The sequence below is a fragment of the Reyranella sp. genome (assembly GCF_965279465.1).
Taxonomy (GTDB): Bacteria; Pseudomonadota; Alphaproteobacteria; order Reyranellales; family Reyranellaceae; genus Reyranella.
Genome location: NZ_OZ257242.1, coordinates 468,568 through 485,828, shown reverse-complemented (window position 1 = coordinate 485,828; position 17,261 = coordinate 468,568). Strand labels below are relative to the sequence as shown.

The window sequence follows — 17,261 nt, the reverse complement described above, 5'->3', positions numbered from 1 at the left end:
TGCGCTCGGGATGACAGTCTTTATTGCAGCGGGCACGTGACCTTCGCTTCCATCGTCATCCAGCTCTTGAACGGGCTGGCCGCGGCCTCGTCGCTGTTCCTGGTGTCGGCGGGCCTGTCGCTGATCTTCGGCGTGACGCGGATCGTGAACTTCGCGCATGGCTCGCTCTATATGCTGGGCCTCTACGGCGCCTACAGCCTGATCGAGGCGCTGGGCCGCACGCCGCTCGGTTTCTGGAGCGCGGTGATCCTGGCAGCGTTGGCTGTCGGATTGGTCGGTGTCGCGATCGAGGTCCTGATCCTGCGCCGCATCTATCGTGCGCCCGAACTTTTCCAGCTGCTCGCCACCTTTGCCGTCGTGCTGGTGATCAAGGATGTGGCGCTGTTCGCCTGGGGCTCGGAAGATCTGGTCGGCCCGCGTGCGCCCGGCCTCACCGCGGCCGTCGAGATCCTCGGCAAGCGCATCCCGATCTACGACCTGCTGCTGATTGCCATCGGGCCGGTGGTGCTTGGGCTGATGTGGCTGCTGCTCGCCCGCACGCGCTGGGGCGCGCTGGTCCGGGCAGCGACGCAGGACCGCGAGATGGTCGGCGCACTCGGCGTCGACCAGGCCAAGCTGTTCACCTCGGTGTTCTTCGTCGGCTCGGTGCTGGCAGGACTGGGCGGCGCGCTGCAGATCCCGCGCGAACCGGCGAACCTCGATCTCGACCTGTCGGTCATCGCCGACGCCTTCGTCGTCACTGTGGTGGGCGGCCTGGGCAGCTTGAGCGGGGCCTTCCTTGCCGCGATCCTGATCGGCGTGGCGAAGGCGTTCTGCATCGGCCTCGGGGTTTCCAAGCTCACGCTCGTGGTCGAGTTCGTGATCATGGGGCTGGTGCTGGTGATGCGGCCCTACGGCCTGCTCGGCAAGCCGCCGGCCATGGCGCGCGCCACGGGCGAGGCGCCACCGCCACTCGCGCCGCCGCGCCGCTGGGCGGTCGCGGCTTGGCTCGCCCTGTTCCTGATCGTGCCGCTGCTCGCCGATCGCTACGTCACCGTGCTGCTGACCGACATCGCCTGCTTTGCGCTCTTTGCGGTCAGCCTGCATTTCATCATGGGGCCGGCGGGCATGGTGTCGTTCGGCCATGCCGCCTATTTCGGTCTCGGCGCCTATGCCGGCGCGTTGCTGTTCAAGACGGCCGGCCTGCCGATGGAACTGGCGCTGGTGCTGGCGCCATTCGTCGCCGGCCTGTTCGCCGTCGTCTACGGCTGGTTTTGCGTGCGGCTGTCGGGCGTCTATCTCGCCATGCTGACTCTCGCCTTTGCGCAGATCAGCTGGTCGATCGTCTTTCAGTGGGACGAGCTGACCTCGGGCAGCAACGGTCTGGTGGGAATCTGGCCCGCCGCCTGGCTCGCCGACAAGACGGTCTACTACTATCTGACCCTTGCGCTGTGCGGCTTCGGCATTGCCGTGCTGTGGCGTGCGCTGTTCTCGCCCTTCGGCTACGTGCTGCGCGCCGGCCGCGATTCGCCGCTGCGCGCCGAGGCGATCGGCATCGACCTTCGCGCCTATCAATGGGCCGCGTTCGTGCTGGCGGGAACCTTCGCGGGCCTTGCCGGTGCTGTCTTCGCCTTCTCCAAGGGCAGCATCTCGCCGTCGTCGATCTCCATCGCCCAATCGACCGACGGGCTGGTGATGGTCCTGCTGGGCGGCGTCGACACCTTGGTCGGGCCGGTCGCCGGCGCGGCCGTCTTCACCTGGCTGCGCGACACGCTGGCCCGCGAGACCGAATTCTGGCGCGCGGTCCTCGGGCTGGTGATCCTGCTGATCGTCGTGGTGTTCCCGCAAGGACTGGTCGGCGGCCTCAAGAGCCTCCTCGCGCGCTGGCGGCCGGCATGAGCGAGGCGGTGCTGCAGGTCGACGGGCTGCACAAGGCGTTCGGCGGCGTGCAGGCGGTCGAGGACGTGTCCTTTGCCGTCTCCGCCGGCGAGCTGCTGGCGCTGATCGGCCCCAACGGGGCAGGCAAGAGCACCTGCTTCAACATGCTGAACGGCCAGCTCACGCCCGACAGCGGCGTGGTGTACCTCGGCGGCCGGAATATCGTCGGCCTGAGCCCGCGCGCCGTGTGGCGGCTGGGCGTCGGCCGCACTTTCCAGATCACCGCGACCTTCTCGTCCTTGAGCGTGCGCGAGAACGTGCAGATGGCGCTCTACAGCCATGCCGGCAGGCTGTGGTCCATGCTCTCGCGCTTCGGGTTGGCCCTGCAGGGTGAGGCCGACGCGCTGCTGGAGCAGGTCGGGATGATCGACCAGGCCGATCGGGCTTGTGGTGTTCTTGCTTATGGCGATCTGAAGCGGGTCGAGCTCGCCATGGCGCTCGCCAACCAGCCACGCCTGTTGCTGATGGACGAACCGACCGCCGGCATGGCGCCCAGGGAGCGCGTCGCGCTCATGGAGCTGACCGCGCGGCTTGCACGCGCCCAGAGCATCGCGGTGCTGTTCACCGAGCACGACATGGACGTGGTCTTCAGCCAGGCCGATCGCATCATCGTGCTTGATCGCGGCCGGCTGATCGCCGGCGGCCTGCCCGCCGAGGTGCGCGCCAATCCTGCCGTCCAGGCCGTCTATCTCGGAGGCGGGCATTGATTTGCTGGGAGCGCGGCTCTCCAGAGCCGCTCACGGGGCGCGGCAGGCGGACGAAGAGCGGCTCGGGAGAGCCGCGCTCCCAGCCATGAGTCGTTCATGCTTTCCGTGAAGGACCTGCACGCCTTCTACGGTCGCGCCCATATCCTGCACGGCGTCTCGCTCGAGGCGCGGGCGGGCGAGGTGGTGGCGCTGCTCGGACGCAACGGCGCCGGCAAGTCGACGGCGATGAAGGCGATCATGGGGCTGGTGCCGCCGGCGCGCGGCGAGGTGACCTTCGTCGGTCAACGCATCGACCGCCTGCCACCCTATCGCATCGCGCGGCTCGGGCTGGGCTACGTGCCCGAGGAGCGTCGGATCTTCACCGAACTGTCGGTGATCGAGAACCTCGAGGTCGGTCGGCAGGCCGCGCGCAACGGCGCGCCGACCTGGAACGAGGAAAAGCTGTTCGCGATTTTTCCCAACCTTGCGCGCATGCGCGAGCGGGCGGGCGGCCGCATGTCGGGCGGCGAGCAGCAGATGCTGACCATCGCGCGCACACTGATGGGCAATCCGAAATGCGTGCTGCTCGATGAGCCGTCCGAAGGGCTGGCGCCGATCATCGTCGAGCAGATGGCGCAGTCGATCCGGATGCTGAAGGGCGAGGGGCTGTCGGTGCTGCTGTGCGAGCAGAACCTGCGCTTCTGCGAGGCGATCGCCGACCGCGCCTATATCATCGAGAAGGGCCAGATCCGCTTCGGCGGCACCATGGCCGAGCTCACCGCCAACGCTTCCCTCCGCGAACAATATCTGTCGGTCTGATCATGTCCTCGAAAAAGAACTCGCTCACCGTCGGCATCGATGTCGGCGGCACCTTCACCGACCTGCTGGCGATCGACACGGTCAGCGGCGAGGTCAAGCTCGCCAAGGTGCCGACCACCGCCGACAACCAGGCGATCGGATTCATGGCCTCGCTCGCCGCGGCCGGCGTCGAGCCCGCCAGCCTGCAGGCCATCGTGCACGGCACGACGACGACGACCAATGCGCTGCTCGAGCGCAAGATCGCCAGGGTCGGGCTGATCACCACCAAGGGCTTCCGCGATGTGCTGGAGCTGGGGCGCCGTACCCGGCCGCAGCCCTACGGCCTGCGCGGCACCTTCCGGCCGATGATCGACCGCGAGCTGCGGCTCGAGGTGCCCGAGCGCATGGATGCGGACGGCAAGGTGCTGACGCCGCTCGACGAAGCGGCCGTCGCCGAGGCGGCAAATACATTGCTGGCGGCCGGCTGCGAGGCGGTGGTGATCCATTTCCTGCACAGCTACATCAACTCAGCGCACGAGAAGCGCGCGGCGGAGATCGTGCGCGGCCTGTGGCCCAACCCGTATGTCACCGCAGGCCATGCAATCCTGTCGGAGTATCGCGAGTTCGAGCGCGGCGTGACGGCGGCGGTCAACGCCTCGGTCCAGCCGGTGCTGGCGCGCTACCTGGCGCGGCTGCGCACCGAGCTGTCGGCCAAGGGCTTCGACCGCGACATCCTGGTGATGCAGGGCAACGGCGGCACGATTTCCTCGCAGCTCATCGCCGAGGCGGCGGTGAACACGGTGATGTCGGGACCGGCTTCGGGCGTGATGGCCGCGGCCTACACCGGCCGCGTCTCGGGCCAGCCCAACCTGATCACCTACGACATGGGTGGTACCTCGACCGATGTCGGCCTGATCGAAAATGCCGTGCCGCAGGTCTCCGGCGAGCTCGAGCTGGAATACGCCATGCCGATCCATGTGCCGATGGTCGACGTGCACACGATCGGCGCCGGCGGCGGCTCGATCGCCTCGGTCGATGCGGCCGGCATGCTGCGGGTCGGGCCGGAGAGCGCCGGCGCGCGGCCGGGGCCGATCTGCTACGGCCGCGGCGGAACCGAGCCCACCATCACCGACGCCAACCTGGTCCTGGGCCGGCTCAATCCCGACCGGCTGCTCGGCGTCGACCATCCGGTCACGCTGGATCATGTGCGGGGCCTGATCGAGCAGAAGGTCGGCACGCCACTCGGTCTCGACGCCGATGCCGCGGCCGCCGCGATCCTGCGCATCGCCAACGACCGCATGGCCGGCGCGATCCGTCTCGTCTCGCTGTCGCGCGGCCACGATCCGCGCGACTTCGCTTTGTTCGCCTTCGGCGGTGCCGGCCCGTTGCACGCCTCGGCGCTGGCGCGTGAGCTCGCGATTCCGTCGGTGATGGTGCCGGCTCGGCCTGGCATCACCAACGCGCTGGGTTGCGTCGTCGCCGACCTGCGCCATGACTATGTGCGCACGGTCAACAAGCCGCTGTCGGCCGTGGCCGATGCCGATGTCGAGCGCATCTACGCCGAGCAGACGGCGGAGGGCGAGGCCACGATCCGGCGCGAGGGCGTGCCGGTCCGCGAGCTGCGCGCCGTCTACAGCGTCGACATGCAGTTCCAGGGGCAGAGCCATATTCTCTCGGTCGGCGTCGACCGTCCCGACATCGGCGTCGCCGGCCTGCACAAGGCCTTCGCCGCCGCCTACTGGCGGCGCTTCGGCATCGAGCTCGCGGAGATCCCGCCGGTGCTTGTGAACCTGCACACCGCGGTGATCGGCGTGCGGCCCGAAATCTCGCTGGCAGCGCTGGCTGCAACGGAGCGTGCACCCACACTCGCATCGGCCCAGGTCGGCAAGCGTCGCGTGTGGTTTGCCGACGGCTGGCGCGAGACTCCGGTGTATGCGCGAGACAGGCTGCCGAGGGATACCGTATTCGAAGGACCGGCGATCCTTGAGCAGCTCGATTGCACCACCGTCGTCGAGCCAGGCGACACGGTTCGGCAGGACACGCTCGGCAACCTGCTGATCGCGGTTGGATGAGCAATAGCGCGACCCGCATGGCCGCTGACGCACCGAGCTACCGCCCGATCTCTCAACAGGAGATTCAGGCGACTGCAGCCGGCGGACGCCGATTCGAAGGCGTGCTGTTTTCCGCCGATCTGACCCTGGACGACGCCGATCTCGCCGACAGCCACTTCGACCGATGCCTGTTCCAGCGCGCGACGGTCCGCGGCGCGGATTTCTCGAACGGCGCATTCCGCGAGTGCACGTTCGAGGCGATGCGATTTGCCAGCTGCAAGTTCACCACGGCGCGGCTTGAACGATGTTCCCTGTTCGATGCGGCCACGCGGAAGGGCTGCACCTTCGCCTTCTGCGATCTCCAAGGCGCCGAGATCATCAAGTGCAATCTCGCGACCGCCACCTTCGAACGCTGCGATCTCTATGGCTTCAGCGCCGGAGAGTCGAGCTTTCGCGGCGCGCAGTTCCGGCAATCGAGTTTCACCAAGACACTGTCCCGCCGGGCGGCGCTGACCAAGGGGTCGTTCGACGGCTGCAACCTCAACTTCGCCGACCTGTCCGGCCTCTACCTACAGCACTGTACGTTCCGGTCCTGCAAGCTGTCCGAGGCCTCCCTCATCGACGCCGACCTGAGCGAGGCGACGCTGCGGTCGTGTGCCCTCGATCGCGTCGAGTGGGAACGGGCGAAGCTGGGCAAGGCAGATCTTCGTGGTTCCGAGCTGTCCGGGCTGAACCTGGCCGTGCTCTCCAACTATGCGGGTGTCATGATCAGCGACAGCGAGCAGTCGGAGATCCTCCGGCAACTCGGCGTCGACGTGCATGCTCACCTCGACTGATGCCAAGCCCGATGGTCGCTGGGACGGAACAATGAAGAAATGGATATCGGCCGCGGCCGAGTTCGTGCGCACGCAGTTCGTGCTGAAGTAATCGTGCCGCGAGTCATGGTCGGCGAGGTTTCGCTCACGGGTGACCTGCAGGGAACGATGCTGCTTCCTGACCGGCCATCGGGAACCGGGGTTGTCGTGCTGGGCGGCTCCAGCGGCCGGGTCGACATCAACCGCGCGCGACTGTTCGCCGACGCGGGCGCCCTCGTGCTGGCACTTCGCTGGTTCGGCGGGGAAGGCCAGGTGCCGGGGATTTGCGAAGTGCCGCTGGAGAGCTTTACGCCGGCCACGGACAGGCTGGTGCAGGCCGGCTGCCGGACGATTCTTTATGTCGGCACATCGAAGGGCGCGGAGGCCGCTGCGTTGCTCGGGATACAGGATCATCGCATCGACGTGGTCGTGGCGGTCAGTCCGACATCGGTGGTGTGGGCGAACAGTGGTCCGGGTAGGGACGGCCTCGGCTTGCCGCTGCGGTCGTCCTGGACGCTCGAAGGCCGGCCGCTGCCGTTCGTGCCGTACGATGTGTCTCGGTTCCCGGAGCCGCAGGATGGGCGGATGCCCTATCGCGACTATCACGACCGAAGCTTGGAAAAATATGTCGACGCCATTCCGGCGGCGATCATCCCGGTTGAACGAGCGAGGGCAACCTACATTCTGGTGGCGGGCGGCGACGATCAGCTATGGCCGTCCGAACGATTTGCCGCCGAGATGGCGGAGCGCCTGGCCAAGGCCGGCAAGCAGCACTTCCTGCTGACCAACCGCCAAGCGGGTCACCGGGTGCTGATGCCCGGAGAGACGACCCCGCGATCCGCGATGAACGTGCATGGCGGCACCGACCAGGCGGACCGGCAGCTTGGCCAGGAGGCTTGGGACGTCATTCGACCGCTGATTGGGTCGCGTGGCGGAGAATGGCGCGATGGCTCCTGCGACTTCGCACAGCAAAGCGGCGACCTCGCGCCGCGTCATCCTAACTGAGATAAACGGACCATGAAGATCACAGACGTCACTACCCACATCCTGCAATGCAAGGTCGACAAACCATTCGTCTCGGCGCGTGGCTGGGTCTACGGCACGCGCTCGACCTGCCTCGTCGAGATCTCGACCGACGAGGGCATCACCGGCTGGGGCGAATGCTATGGCCCCGCAGCCGTCGCCAAAGCCTTCGTCGAGACCCAGTTCAAGGCGCGCGTGGTCGGCAAGGATCCGTTCGACGTCGAGGCGATCTGGGAGGACCTCTACAACAGGATCAAGGACTACGGCACGACCGGCATGGCGATCTCCGCCATCTCCGGCATCGACATCGCGCTATGGGACATCATGGGCCGCGCGGTGAACAAGCCGGTGCACAAGCTGATCGGCGGCGCCTACCGCAGCGAGGTGATTCCCTACGCAACCGGGCTCTATTTCATCGACATGAACCGGCTCGTGGAGGAAGCGGTCGAGGAGGCGCTCGAGTTCAAGAACGACGGCTTCCGCGCCATCAAGATGAAGATCGGTCTCGGCGACCTGAAGCTCGATGCCCGAAGGGTCGCGGCGGTGCGTGAGGCGATCGGGCCGGACATCAAGCTCGCGGTCGATGCCAACCACTGCTTCTCGGTGCCCAATGCGATCAAGCTCGGCCGCATGCTGGAGGAGCACGACCTCCTGTGGTTCGAGGAGCCGATCAGTCCGGAAGATCACGACGGCTATATCGAGGTGACGCGGGCATTGGATATGGCGGTGGCCGGTGGCGAGAACGATTTCACCCGCTGGGGCTTCCGCGACGTGATCGCCAAGAAGGCGATGGACATCGTGCAGCCCGATCTCTGCGCCGCCGGTGGCTTCTCCGAATGCCGCAAGATCGCGACGCTCGCCTCGGCGTTCGGTGTCGAGTGCGTGCCGCATGCCTGGGGCTCGGCGATCGGACTCGCCGCAACGGTGCAGTTCCTTGCGGCACTTCCCGACCAGCCGCCGGCCTTCCGCCCGATGCCGCCGATGCTCGAGTTCGAGCAGACGCCGAACCCGCTGCGCGATCACCTCGCCCAGGAGCCGATCGAGCAGAAGAAGGGTATCGTCAAGGTCCCGACCGGACCGGGACTCGGCATCGAGATCGATCGCGAGGTGCTGAAGAAGTACAAGGTGGGATAACTTCCTCTGTCGTCCTGAGCGAAGCGAAGGACCTAGCGCCAGATACACCGACTTCGTCTGATCGTTCCGCGAGATCCTTCGCTGCGCTCAGGATGACAACGTTGCTCGGACTGACGAAGGGTATGGAATGAAAATCGTCGACATCAAAGCCTTCCCGACCTCGTTCCGTGTCCCGAAGGAGAACCAGGTCTCGCTCGGCATCGGCACCATGACCAAACGCGACTGCGTGCTGGTCAAGGTGACGACGGAGGACGGCATCGTCGGCTGGGGCGAGAGCCATCACGCCCGCGCGCCGGGTACGATCGGGCATCTCGTGAACACCACCCTGCGTGGGCTGGTGCTTGGCATGGATGCGACCGACACGACGGGCATCTGGGCGAAGATCTACAAGATGCAGCTCGGCAGCCATGGCGCGGGCGCTGCCACCGCGATGGCGATGAGCGGACTCGACCAGGCGCTGTGGGACATCAAGGGCAAGGCGACCGGCTGGCCGCTCTACAAGCTGCTGGGCGGCACGAACAGGCCGGTGCCGGCCTATGCCGGCGGCATCTCGCTCGGCTACCAGCCGCCGGATGCTCTTGCGGCTGAAGCCGTGCCAATGGTCGAGGCCGGCTACAGGGCACTGAAGCTCCGGGTCGGGGACAGCGTGAAGGCCGACATCGCCCGCATGACCGCGGTGCGCCGCCGCTTCGGCGACGATATCGCGATCCTGACCGACGCCAACACCGGCTACTCCGTGGCCGACGCACGCCAGGTAATGCCGGCGATGGACGAGCTGAACATCGCCTGGCTCGAGGAGCCGTTCCCCGCGCACGACCATCGCTCCTACGCGATGGCCAAGGGCTTCGGCCGGACGCCGCTCGCGGCGGGCGAGAACCACTACACGCGCTTCGAATTCCATCGCGTGATCGAGGACGGCAACATCACCATCTTGCAGCCCGACCTCAGCAAGAGCGGCGGCATCACCGAGGTGCAGCGCATCGCGGCGGCAGCGTCGATGTGGAAGCTGCCGATCCATCCGCATTCGTCGATGACCGGTCTCAACCAGGCGGTCTCGATTCATTTCCTCGCGGCGATCGACAACGGCGGCTACTTCGAAGCCGACCTCTCGGTCGCCAACAAGTTCCGCGACGACCTCGGCAGCGAGCCGTGGAGGATCAGCAAGGACGGCTGCGTGCGGCCGCTCGACAAGCCCGGCATCGGCGTTGAGATCGACGAGAAGTTCCTCGAGGCCCATCCGGTCATCGAGGGGCCGGGCTACGTTTGACGACTTCCCGCAGCGCTGCGAGCGCGGCTCTTCAGAGCCGCTCTTGGGATGTGGCAAGCCGAAGAAAGAGCGGCTCTGGAGAGCCGCGCTCCCAGCAACGACATGGAGGAAATCGAGGCATGAAAAGATTAGCGTTCATCTGCGTTCTCGCAGCGGTGTTCTCGGGCACTGTCCACGCGCAAGGCTTCCCGTCGAAGGAGGTGCGCTTCATCAACGGGTTTCCGGCAGGCGGCACGTCCGACATCATCGGCCGCCTGCTCGCCGAGCAGTTCTCCAAGCAGCTTGGCAAGTCCGTCGTGGTCGACAACAAGGCGGGCGCCTCGGGCATGATCGCCGCGGCCGAAACGGCCAAGGCGCCGCCGGACGGCCACACCATCCTGCTCGCTTCGATGGCGATGATGACGGTGCTGCCGCAGATGGTGAAGACCAGCATCGACGTCGACAAGGACCTGACGACGATCGGCAACGTCGCCAGCGTCTACAACATCCTCGTGGTCGGCCGCGACACGCCCTATCAGAGCTGGCAGGACGTCGAGAAAGCGGCAAAGGCGAACCCGGAGAAGGTGACCTGCGCCACTGTCGGGTCGGGCTCGAGCCAGCAGCTTTCCTGTGCGCTGTTCATGGCGCTGACCGGCACCAAGCTCACGCAGGTCCCCTATCGCGGCGGCGCGCCGGCCATCGTCGACATGACCGGCGGCCGGGTCGACCTGATGTGGGGCAACATGCCGGAATTCATGGGCCAGATCCGCGGCGGAGGCCTGCGCGCCATCGGCTATGGCGCCGACTCCGCCTCGCCGTTGCTCCCCGAGGTGCCGGTGATCTCCAAGACCGGCCTGAAGGATTTCGTCATCCACAACTGGTTCGGCCTGGTCGGCCCGGCCGGCATGTCGCCCGAGCTGGTCAAGCGCTGGAACGAGGAGCTGGTCAAGGCCGTCTCGTCGCCGGAGCTGAAGCAGAAGTTCGCGGACAACGGCCTGCAGATCGTGGTCGGCACCAAGGAGGCGTTCGACAAGGAGATCGCCGCCGACCGCCTGAAGTGGGGCAAGCTGATCCGCGACTTCAACATCAAGCCGGAGAATTGAAGCGACGGCGTCAGGCGGCGACCACGAGTGTCGAGGCAAGCTGGCGGACCGATTTCACCATTGCCATGGCGACCAGCTTGCCGGTCTTGCGGTTCTCCTCGCTGACCGCAACGTCCTCCATGAAGGTGAAGCGGCCGAAGGCGCCCTTCGCTTCGAGCTCGACGATGTGCGTGGTGATCGTGGGATCGGCGACGATCACCACGCGCGTCCGGTCGAGGCCGAGGCCCGCGATGGCCGCGGCGGCGGAGATGTTGACGTTCTGCGGATAAAGCCGCGCGCCCTCGCGCACCGGACCGTCGAACACAATTCTCGGCTCCGTGAGTGTGTCGAGATCGAACAGCGTCTCGGCGACCGTGCCTTTCCACGCCGAAGGATCCTTGCGGACCGTAACGGTGACGCTGTCGAGACCGCCGACCGCGGCGCTGCTCAGGATATCGAGCGCCCCGATGCCGGCGGACGGCAGGATCACGCGCCGGCCATTCGCCTTGGCAGCGGCGAGCAACCGATCGAACAGGGCGGTGTCGGTGAAGGCGCCGACCGAGGTGACAAGAAAATCAGCGCCGCGCTCCAGCACCCGCTGGCCGTGCGTGCGCACCGCCTCGTGGCCGGCGCATTCGGCGACGGCATCGAAGCGATGGGCGAAGAAGCGCTCGGGCTCGTGGGTCAGCTTGCCGTCGGAGCGCGGCCGTTTCACCAGCACCGACACCAGCTCGATGTTCTCCAGGCCCGCCGCCTCGACATGCTTGCCGATGGCGCCGTAGCCGATCAGGCCCAGTCTCACGACAGCCGCTGCTCGACCCAGCGCGCCCAGGAAACGAGCTGATCGTCGTCGTCATGCGGGCCGACGAGTTGCACCGACAACGGCAGGCCGAACGGTCCCGTGCCGACCGGCAGGGCGACGCAGGGCGAGCCGAGCAGGGTCCAGTAGCGGTTGAAGATCGGATCGCCGGTGTAGCCGAGACCGGCCGGCGCTTCGCCGCGTGCAGTGGGCACCAGCAGGATGTCGAAGCGTTCCCACGCCTTGGCGAGATCGGCGAGCGCGCGCTCCTTGCGCTTCTTCGCATCAGCAAGCTGCGCGGGTGTCACGGTGTCGCCGAACTCCAGCGACTGGGCCAGGCTGGGCGACAGCAGATGCGGGAAGCGCTTGCGCTCCGGCCCGTAGTGGAACGTCGCCTCCTTGGTCATGACCCGGTTGTGCGCGGTGATCAGCGCGTCCCAGCTCTCGGGCATCTCCCAAGTGCTCACCTTGGCGCCGGCCGCGCGCAGCATCTTCACGGCGGCCTCCATGTTCTTCTGATTGTAGCGCTCGGCCTGATCCCACCAGCGGGTGCGGCAGAAGCCGATGCGCGGCGCTTGCGCCGGCGGATCGGCCGGTGCGTGACCGTAGGCGGCGCGGATCAGGGCGAGGTCGTTGGCTTCGCGCGCGAAGAAGCCCAACGTGTCGAGGCTCTTCGCATAGGTCTTCACGCCGGTGAGATCGGCCCAGCCGTAGGTCCCCTTGTAGGCGACGATGCCGTTGAAGGCGCCCGGCCGGATCACCGAGCCCGAGGTCTGCGTGCCGTAGCCGATCGGCGCCATGAAATCGGCGACCGCGGCGGCGGAGCCCGAGGACGAGCCGCCGGGCGTGTGACGCAGGTTGTGCGGATTGTGTGTCTTGCCGGCATGGGCGCCGGCGAACTCGGTGGTCACCGACTTGCCGAGGACGATGGCGCCGGCCTGCACCAGCTGGGCCACGCAGGCGGCATCCTTCTTCGCCTTGCGCCCGCGATAGATCGGCGAGCCGCATTCGGTGGTCATCGCCCTGGTGTCGATGATGTCCTTCACGGCCAGGGGAATGCCGTGCAGCGGCCCGACCGGTTTTGCCCGCTTGTCGAGCATGTCGGCCCGCTTGCGCGCGCCGTCGGCGTCGAGCGCCTCCCAGGCATGGACCTGGCCCTCGCGCGCTTCGATACGGTCGAGGCAGGCCTCGACCAGGTCGCGTGCCTTCAGCCGCTTGTCGGCCATCCGCTGGACGGCATCGGCAGCCGATAATGTGTTGGGCGATTTCGCCATGCCGTCTTCCCCCTTGCTCTGGATTGGCGGCATGATGCTAACCCATGAGCATCCCCTTCGCCGTCCGGAAAATCGGGCACGCCGTGATCTTCGTTTCGGACCTCGAGCGATCGAAGCAGTTCTATACCGGCGTGCTCGGCTTCCAGATATCCGACGTCTATCCCGGCTCGATGATGCCGGGCGGCATGGTGTTCCTGCGCTGCAATGGCGATCACCATTGCTTGGCGCTGGTCGGTGACAAGGGCGACGCCAACGGCAAGAGCCTGCACCATCTCGCCTTCGAGCTGGCCACCCTCGACGAGGTGTTTCGCGCCCGCGATCACCTGAAGGCGGAGGGCGCCAAGATTACCTATGAAGGCCGCCGCCGCGCCGGCTGCCAGGTCGCGGTCGAGTTCCTCGATCCCGACGGCCATCATCTCGAGCTCTATTGGGGCGTCGACCAGATCGGCTCCGACGGCCGCTCGCGTCCGTCCGGCGAATGGCGTCAGACGGCGACCCTGGAGGAGGCGGTGCGCACGGCGCCGCCGGGTCAGGACACGACGCTCTTCGACCAGGCATTGCGTGCACGCCTGGAGGCGGGAACAGATCGATAAACACCCGGGAGGGGGAGCGATGTCCGACAGCATCATGTTCCATGACGGCAACCGCCGTCTGCAGGACCAGTTCGAGAGCCGGCGTATCGCCGACCGGCTGGAAGAGAAGCTGACGCGCACCGCCTTCACCGAGTCGGATCGGACCTTTATCGGAGGTCTGCCGTTCTTCTTCCTGGCCACGGCCGACGATCGCGGCCGTGCCGATTGCTCCTTCAAGGGCGGTGTGCCGGGGTTCGTGCGGGTGGTCGGCGCCTCGGAGCTGGCGTTCCCCGACTACGACGGCAACGGCATGTTCAAAAGCCTCGGCAATGTGCTGGTCAATCCCGAGGTCGGCCTGCTGTTCATCGACATGGGCGCCAAGCCGCGACGCCTCCGGGTCAACGGCACGGCAACCGTCAACCGCGACGATCCGCTGATGTGGCGCTTTGCCGGCGCGCAGCTCCTGGTGCGTGTGGCGGTGCGCGCGATCTTCCCCAACTGCCCGCGCTACATCACGACTCCCGAAAGCGCCGAGCCTTCGATATATGCGCCGCGTCCGGGACACGCTCCGCCGGAGCCGGCCTGGAAAGGCTTCGACGACTTCAAGGACTACGTTCATCCGAGGCAGCCGACACCGACTGGCGAGTAGGTGCAACGCGCACTGTGCAGTTGCCGTCAGTGGACGGTCGGCTCGGCCGCCGGCTTGACCTTCGGCGCTCCCTTCACCTTTTCACGCATCGTCTGGAACGAGACGTAGAGGCCGGGGATCACGAAGATGCCGAGGAACGAGGCGGCGATCATGCCGCCGAATACCGCGGTGCCGACGGCGCGCTGGGTGGCGGCGCCGGCGCCCGAGGCGATCACCAGCGGCACGAGGCCGAGGATGAAGGCGAACGACGTCATCATCACGGCGCGGAAGCGGAGATTGGCCGCCGTGGTCGCGGCGGTGACGATGTCACGGCCGCCCGCGCGCTCGGCCATCGCGAACTCGATGATCAGGATGGCGTTCTTGGCGGCCAGTGCGATCAGCACGACGATGCCGATCTGGGCATAGATGTTGTTGGCGAGGCCGCTGATGAACAGGGCCGCGACGGCACCGAATAGGCCGACCGAGACCGACAGCAGCGCGGCGACCGGGATGGTCGTGCTCTCGTAGAGGCCGACCAGGAAGAGGTAGGCGAAGACCACCGCGAGGGCGAGGATGAAGCCGGTCTGGCCGGCCGCCGCCTTCTCCTGCAGCGCAGTGCCGGTCCATTCGAAGCCGTAGCCGCCGGGCAGCGTGTTCTTGGCCAGCGTTTCCATGGCCGCGATCGCCTCGCCGGATGAGAAGCCGGGCGCCGGGCTGCCGTTCAGCACGACGGAGCGGAGATTGTTGTAGCGGATGATCGAGGAGGGCGCGGTGATCAGCTCGACGTCGCCCACCGCCTGCAGGGGGACGAGATCGCCGCCAGCGGTGCGCAGGCGCACGCGGAAAATATCGGTCATGGCCTTGCGATCCTCGGCCTGTGCCTGGATCTTCACCTGCCAGGTGCGGCCGAACATATTGAAGTCGTTGGCGTAGGTGCCGCCCATGGCCGTTTGCAGGGTGGAGAAAATGTCGCTGATCGAGATGCCGAGTGCCTGGGCGCGCTCGCGATCGAGCTTCAGGAAGATCTGCGGCGTGGCGGCGCTGTAGGTCGTGAACACGTTCTGCAGCTTCGGCTCCAGCTGGGCCGCGGACATCAGCCCGCGCGACACTGCCGCCAGGTCGGCCGGCGAGGCGCCGGCCAGGCTCTGCACCACGAACTCGAAGCCCGAGGCGTTGCCCAGGCCCATGATCGGCGGCAGGTTGAAGGCGAAGACATTGGCCGCCGAGATCTGGGTGAAGGCGATGTTCATTTCCTTCAACGCCGCGAAAACGCTGAGCGATTCCTTCTTGCGCTCGTCGAATGGCTTCAGCGCCGCCACCACCAGCGCGCGGTTAGGTAGATTGAGTCCGTCGAGGATGCTGTAGCCCGAGACGGTCAACAGGTTCTGCAGCCAGGGTTTGCCTTCGAACGTGCCCTCGACCTGCTGCAACGCCGCGAGCGTGCGGTTGGTCGAGGCTGCGTCGGGCAGCTGGACCTCGGCCATGAAGGCCCCCTGGTCCTCGTCGGGCAGGAAGCCGGAGGGCACGATGGTATTCAGGCCGCCCGCGCCGAGAATGAAACCGGCGACCAGCACCACGGCGATGAAGCCGCGCCGGGCCAGCGGCGTGACGAGCTTCATGTAGCCATCGCGCGTCCCGTCGATGCCGTTCTGGAGCCAGGCCATGACGCCCCTGGGCTTGCCGCGATGGCGCAGGAGCAGCGAACAGAGTGCCGGCGAGAGCGACAGCGCGTTGATCGCCGAGATCACCATGGCAACCGACACCGCGACGGCGAACTGCTTGTAGAGCTGGCCGGTGATGCCGGGGATGAAGGCTGTCGGTACGAAGACTGAGAGCAGCACCAGGGTGATGGCGATGATCGGGCCGGTGACCTGGGTCATCGCCTTCTCGGTCGCCTCGGCCGGGGTGAGGTGCGGCTCGTGCTCGAGGATATGCTCGACCGCCTCGACCACGACGATGGCGTCGTCGACCACGATGCCGATCGCCAGCACCAGCGCCAGCAGCGACACGGTATTGGCCGAGAAGCCGAGCGCCAGCATGACGGCGAAGGTGCCGACCAGCGCGACCGGCACGGCGATGATCGGAATCAGGGTGGCGCGCAGGTTGCCCAGGAAGATGAAGACCACGATGGCGACGAGGACGAAGGCCTCGATCAGCGTGTGCTTGACGCTCTCGATGGTGGCGGCGACGAACACCGTGGTGTCGTACATGATGTCGTAGGCGACATCGTCGGGAAAGCGGGGCTTCAGCTCATCGAGCTTCTGCCTCACCCCCTGCGCCGTCGCCAATGCGTTGGCGCCAGGAAGCTGGTAGATTTGGATGCCTGTGGCGGGCCGCCCGTTGTAGCGTGCCGCCGAATCGCTGCTCTTTGAGCCGAGCTCGACCGAGGCGATGTCCTTGATGCGCACCAGCGCGCCGTCGGGAGCGGCGCGTACTACGATGTCCTCGAACTCCTCGACGGTGGTGAGGCGGCCCTGGGTCGTGATGTTGAGCTGCAGCGCGACGTCGTCCAGCAACGGTGCCGCCCCGACCAGGCCGACGGCGGCCTGCACGTTCTGCGACTGCACCGCGTTCACGACGTCCTTCGTCGTGATATCGAGGCTCGACATGCGGTCGAGCTTGAGCCAGAGCCGCATCGAGTAATCTAGGGGGCCAAACAGGACCGCATCGCCGACGCCCGGCAGGCGCTTCACCGCGTCGAGCAGGTTGATGGTGGCGAAGTTGGACAGGAACAGTGCGTCGCGGCTGCCCTTGGGCGAGAAGATCGCGATCACTTGCAGCATCGCCGAAGACTGTTTCCGCGTGGTGACGCCGATGCGCTGCACTTCGGGCGGCAGCAGGGCGACCGCCTGATTGACTCGGTTGTTGACGTTTACGGTGTTGATGTCGGGATCGGAGCCGACCTCGAAGCTGACGGTCAGGCTGTAGCTGCCATCCCCGCCCGAGGTCGACTTCATGTAGAGCATGCGCTCGACGCCATTGACCTGCGCTTCGATCACCTGCGCCACGCTCTCCTCGACCGCCTGGGCCGAGGCGCCGGGATAGGTCGCGGTGACGCGGACCTGGGGCGGGACGATGTCGGGGAACTGGGCGACCGGCAGGACCGTCATGGCGATCAGGCCAGCGATGGAAATGACCGTGGAGATAACGAACGCCAGCCGGGGGCGGCGGATGAAGACCGAAGAAATGGTCATGGT

Annotated in this window: 14 protein-coding genes; 11 read left to right on the top strand and 3 right to left on the bottom strand. The window is 66.7% G+C overall.

Translation table 11 applies throughout. From position 1 onward, the window contains the following. Positions 1–36: 36 nt before the first annotated feature. The 9 genes from ACQY8M_RS02370 to ACQY8M_RS02330 all read left to right on the top strand — a co-directional run bounded on the left by ACQY8M_RS02370 (position 37) and on the right by ACQY8M_RS02330 (position 10,812). Positions 37–1,878, top strand: a complete 1,842-nt coding sequence (locus tag ACQY8M_RS02370) for an ABC transporter permease (RefSeq protein ID WP_428668882.1) — start codon at positions 37–39, stop codon at positions 1,876–1,878. Further along, a complete protein-coding gene (locus ACQY8M_RS02365; protein ID WP_428668881.1) occupies positions 1,875–2,624 on the top strand; it encodes an ABC transporter ATP-binding protein in 750 nt (249 codons plus the stop codon). The genes ACQY8M_RS02370 and ACQY8M_RS02365 overlap by 4 nt, the downstream gene beginning before the upstream one ends. A 96-nt stretch (positions 2,625–2,720) precedes the next feature. Further along, the gene (locus tag ACQY8M_RS02360) at positions 2,721–3,422 is read left to right on the top strand and encodes an ABC transporter ATP-binding protein (RefSeq protein WP_428668880.1); all 702 of its coding nucleotides are present in this window, start codon (positions 2,721–2,723) and stop codon (positions 3,420–3,422) included. 2 nt (positions 3,423–3,424) lie between these two features. Next, on the top strand, positions 3,425–5,473 hold the full coding sequence (locus ACQY8M_RS02355; protein ID WP_428668879.1) for a hydantoinase/oxoprolinase family protein: 2,049 nt from the start codon (positions 3,425–3,427) through the stop codon (positions 5,471–5,473). Positions 5,474–5,490: 17 nt separating this feature from the next. Next, positions 5,491–6,288: a pentapeptide repeat-containing protein gene (locus ACQY8M_RS02350; RefSeq protein ID WP_428668878.1), complete on the top strand. Its 798-nt coding sequence runs from the start codon at positions 5,491–5,493 to the stop codon at positions 6,286–6,288. Between the two features lie 39 nt (positions 6,289–6,327). Next, entirely contained in the window at positions 6,328–7,311 is a 984-nt protein-coding gene (locus tag ACQY8M_RS02345) for an acyl-CoA thioester hydrolase/BAAT C-terminal domain-containing protein (protein WP_428668877.1), read from the top strand. Positions 7,312–7,323: 12 nt separating this feature from the next. Beyond that, a complete protein-coding gene (locus ACQY8M_RS02340; RefSeq protein WP_428668876.1) occupies positions 7,324–8,463 on the top strand; it encodes a mandelate racemase/muconate lactonizing enzyme family protein in 1,140 nt (379 codons plus the stop codon). A 127-nt stretch (positions 8,464–8,590) separates the two neighbouring features. Next, positions 8,591–9,730, top strand: a complete 1,140-nt coding sequence (locus tag ACQY8M_RS02335; RefSeq protein WP_428668875.1) for a mandelate racemase/muconate lactonizing enzyme family protein — start codon at positions 8,591–8,593, stop codon at positions 9,728–9,730. Between the two features lie 119 nt (positions 9,731–9,849). Then, a complete protein-coding gene (locus tag ACQY8M_RS02330) occupies positions 9,850–10,812 on the top strand; it encodes a Bug family tripartite tricarboxylate transporter substrate binding protein (protein ID WP_428668874.1) in 963 nt (320 codons plus the stop codon). 10 nt (positions 10,813–10,822) lie between these two features. Here ACQY8M_RS02330 and ACQY8M_RS02325 read toward each other — a convergent pair whose 3' ends face one another. Both ACQY8M_RS02325 and ACQY8M_RS02320 read right to left on the bottom strand, forming a co-directional pair. Further along, entirely contained in the window at positions 10,823–11,593 is a 771-nt protein-coding gene (locus tag ACQY8M_RS02325) for an aspartate dehydrogenase (protein WP_428668873.1), read from the bottom strand. Then, positions 11,590–12,864 carry an amidase gene (locus ACQY8M_RS02320; protein WP_428668872.1) on the bottom strand — a complete coding sequence of 425 codons (1,275 nt, stop codon included), beginning with the start codon at positions 12,862–12,864 and terminating at the stop codon, positions 11,590–11,592. The genes ACQY8M_RS02325 and ACQY8M_RS02320 overlap by 4 nt, the downstream gene beginning before the upstream one ends. 44 nt (positions 12,865–12,908) lie before the next feature. Here ACQY8M_RS02320 and ACQY8M_RS02315 point away from each other — a divergent pair, with 44 nt between their 5' ends. Continuing rightward, positions 12,909–13,457: a VOC family protein gene (locus ACQY8M_RS02315; RefSeq protein ID WP_428668871.1), complete on the top strand. Its 549-nt coding sequence runs from the start codon at positions 12,909–12,911 to the stop codon at positions 13,455–13,457. Positions 13,458–13,476: 19 nt separating this feature from the next. Next, entirely contained in the window at positions 13,477–14,085 is a 609-nt protein-coding gene (locus ACQY8M_RS02310; RefSeq protein ID WP_428668870.1) for a pyridoxamine 5'-phosphate oxidase family protein, read from the top strand. A 26-nt stretch (positions 14,086–14,111) separates the two neighbouring features. Here the strand turns inward: ACQY8M_RS02310 and ACQY8M_RS02305 are convergent, their stop codons facing one another. After that, the gene (locus ACQY8M_RS02305) at positions 14,112–17,258 is read right to left on the bottom strand and encodes an efflux RND transporter permease subunit (protein ID WP_428668869.1); all 3,147 of its coding nucleotides are present in this window, start codon (positions 17,256–17,258) and stop codon (positions 14,112–14,114) included. Positions 17,259–17,261: the final 3 nt, after the last annotated feature.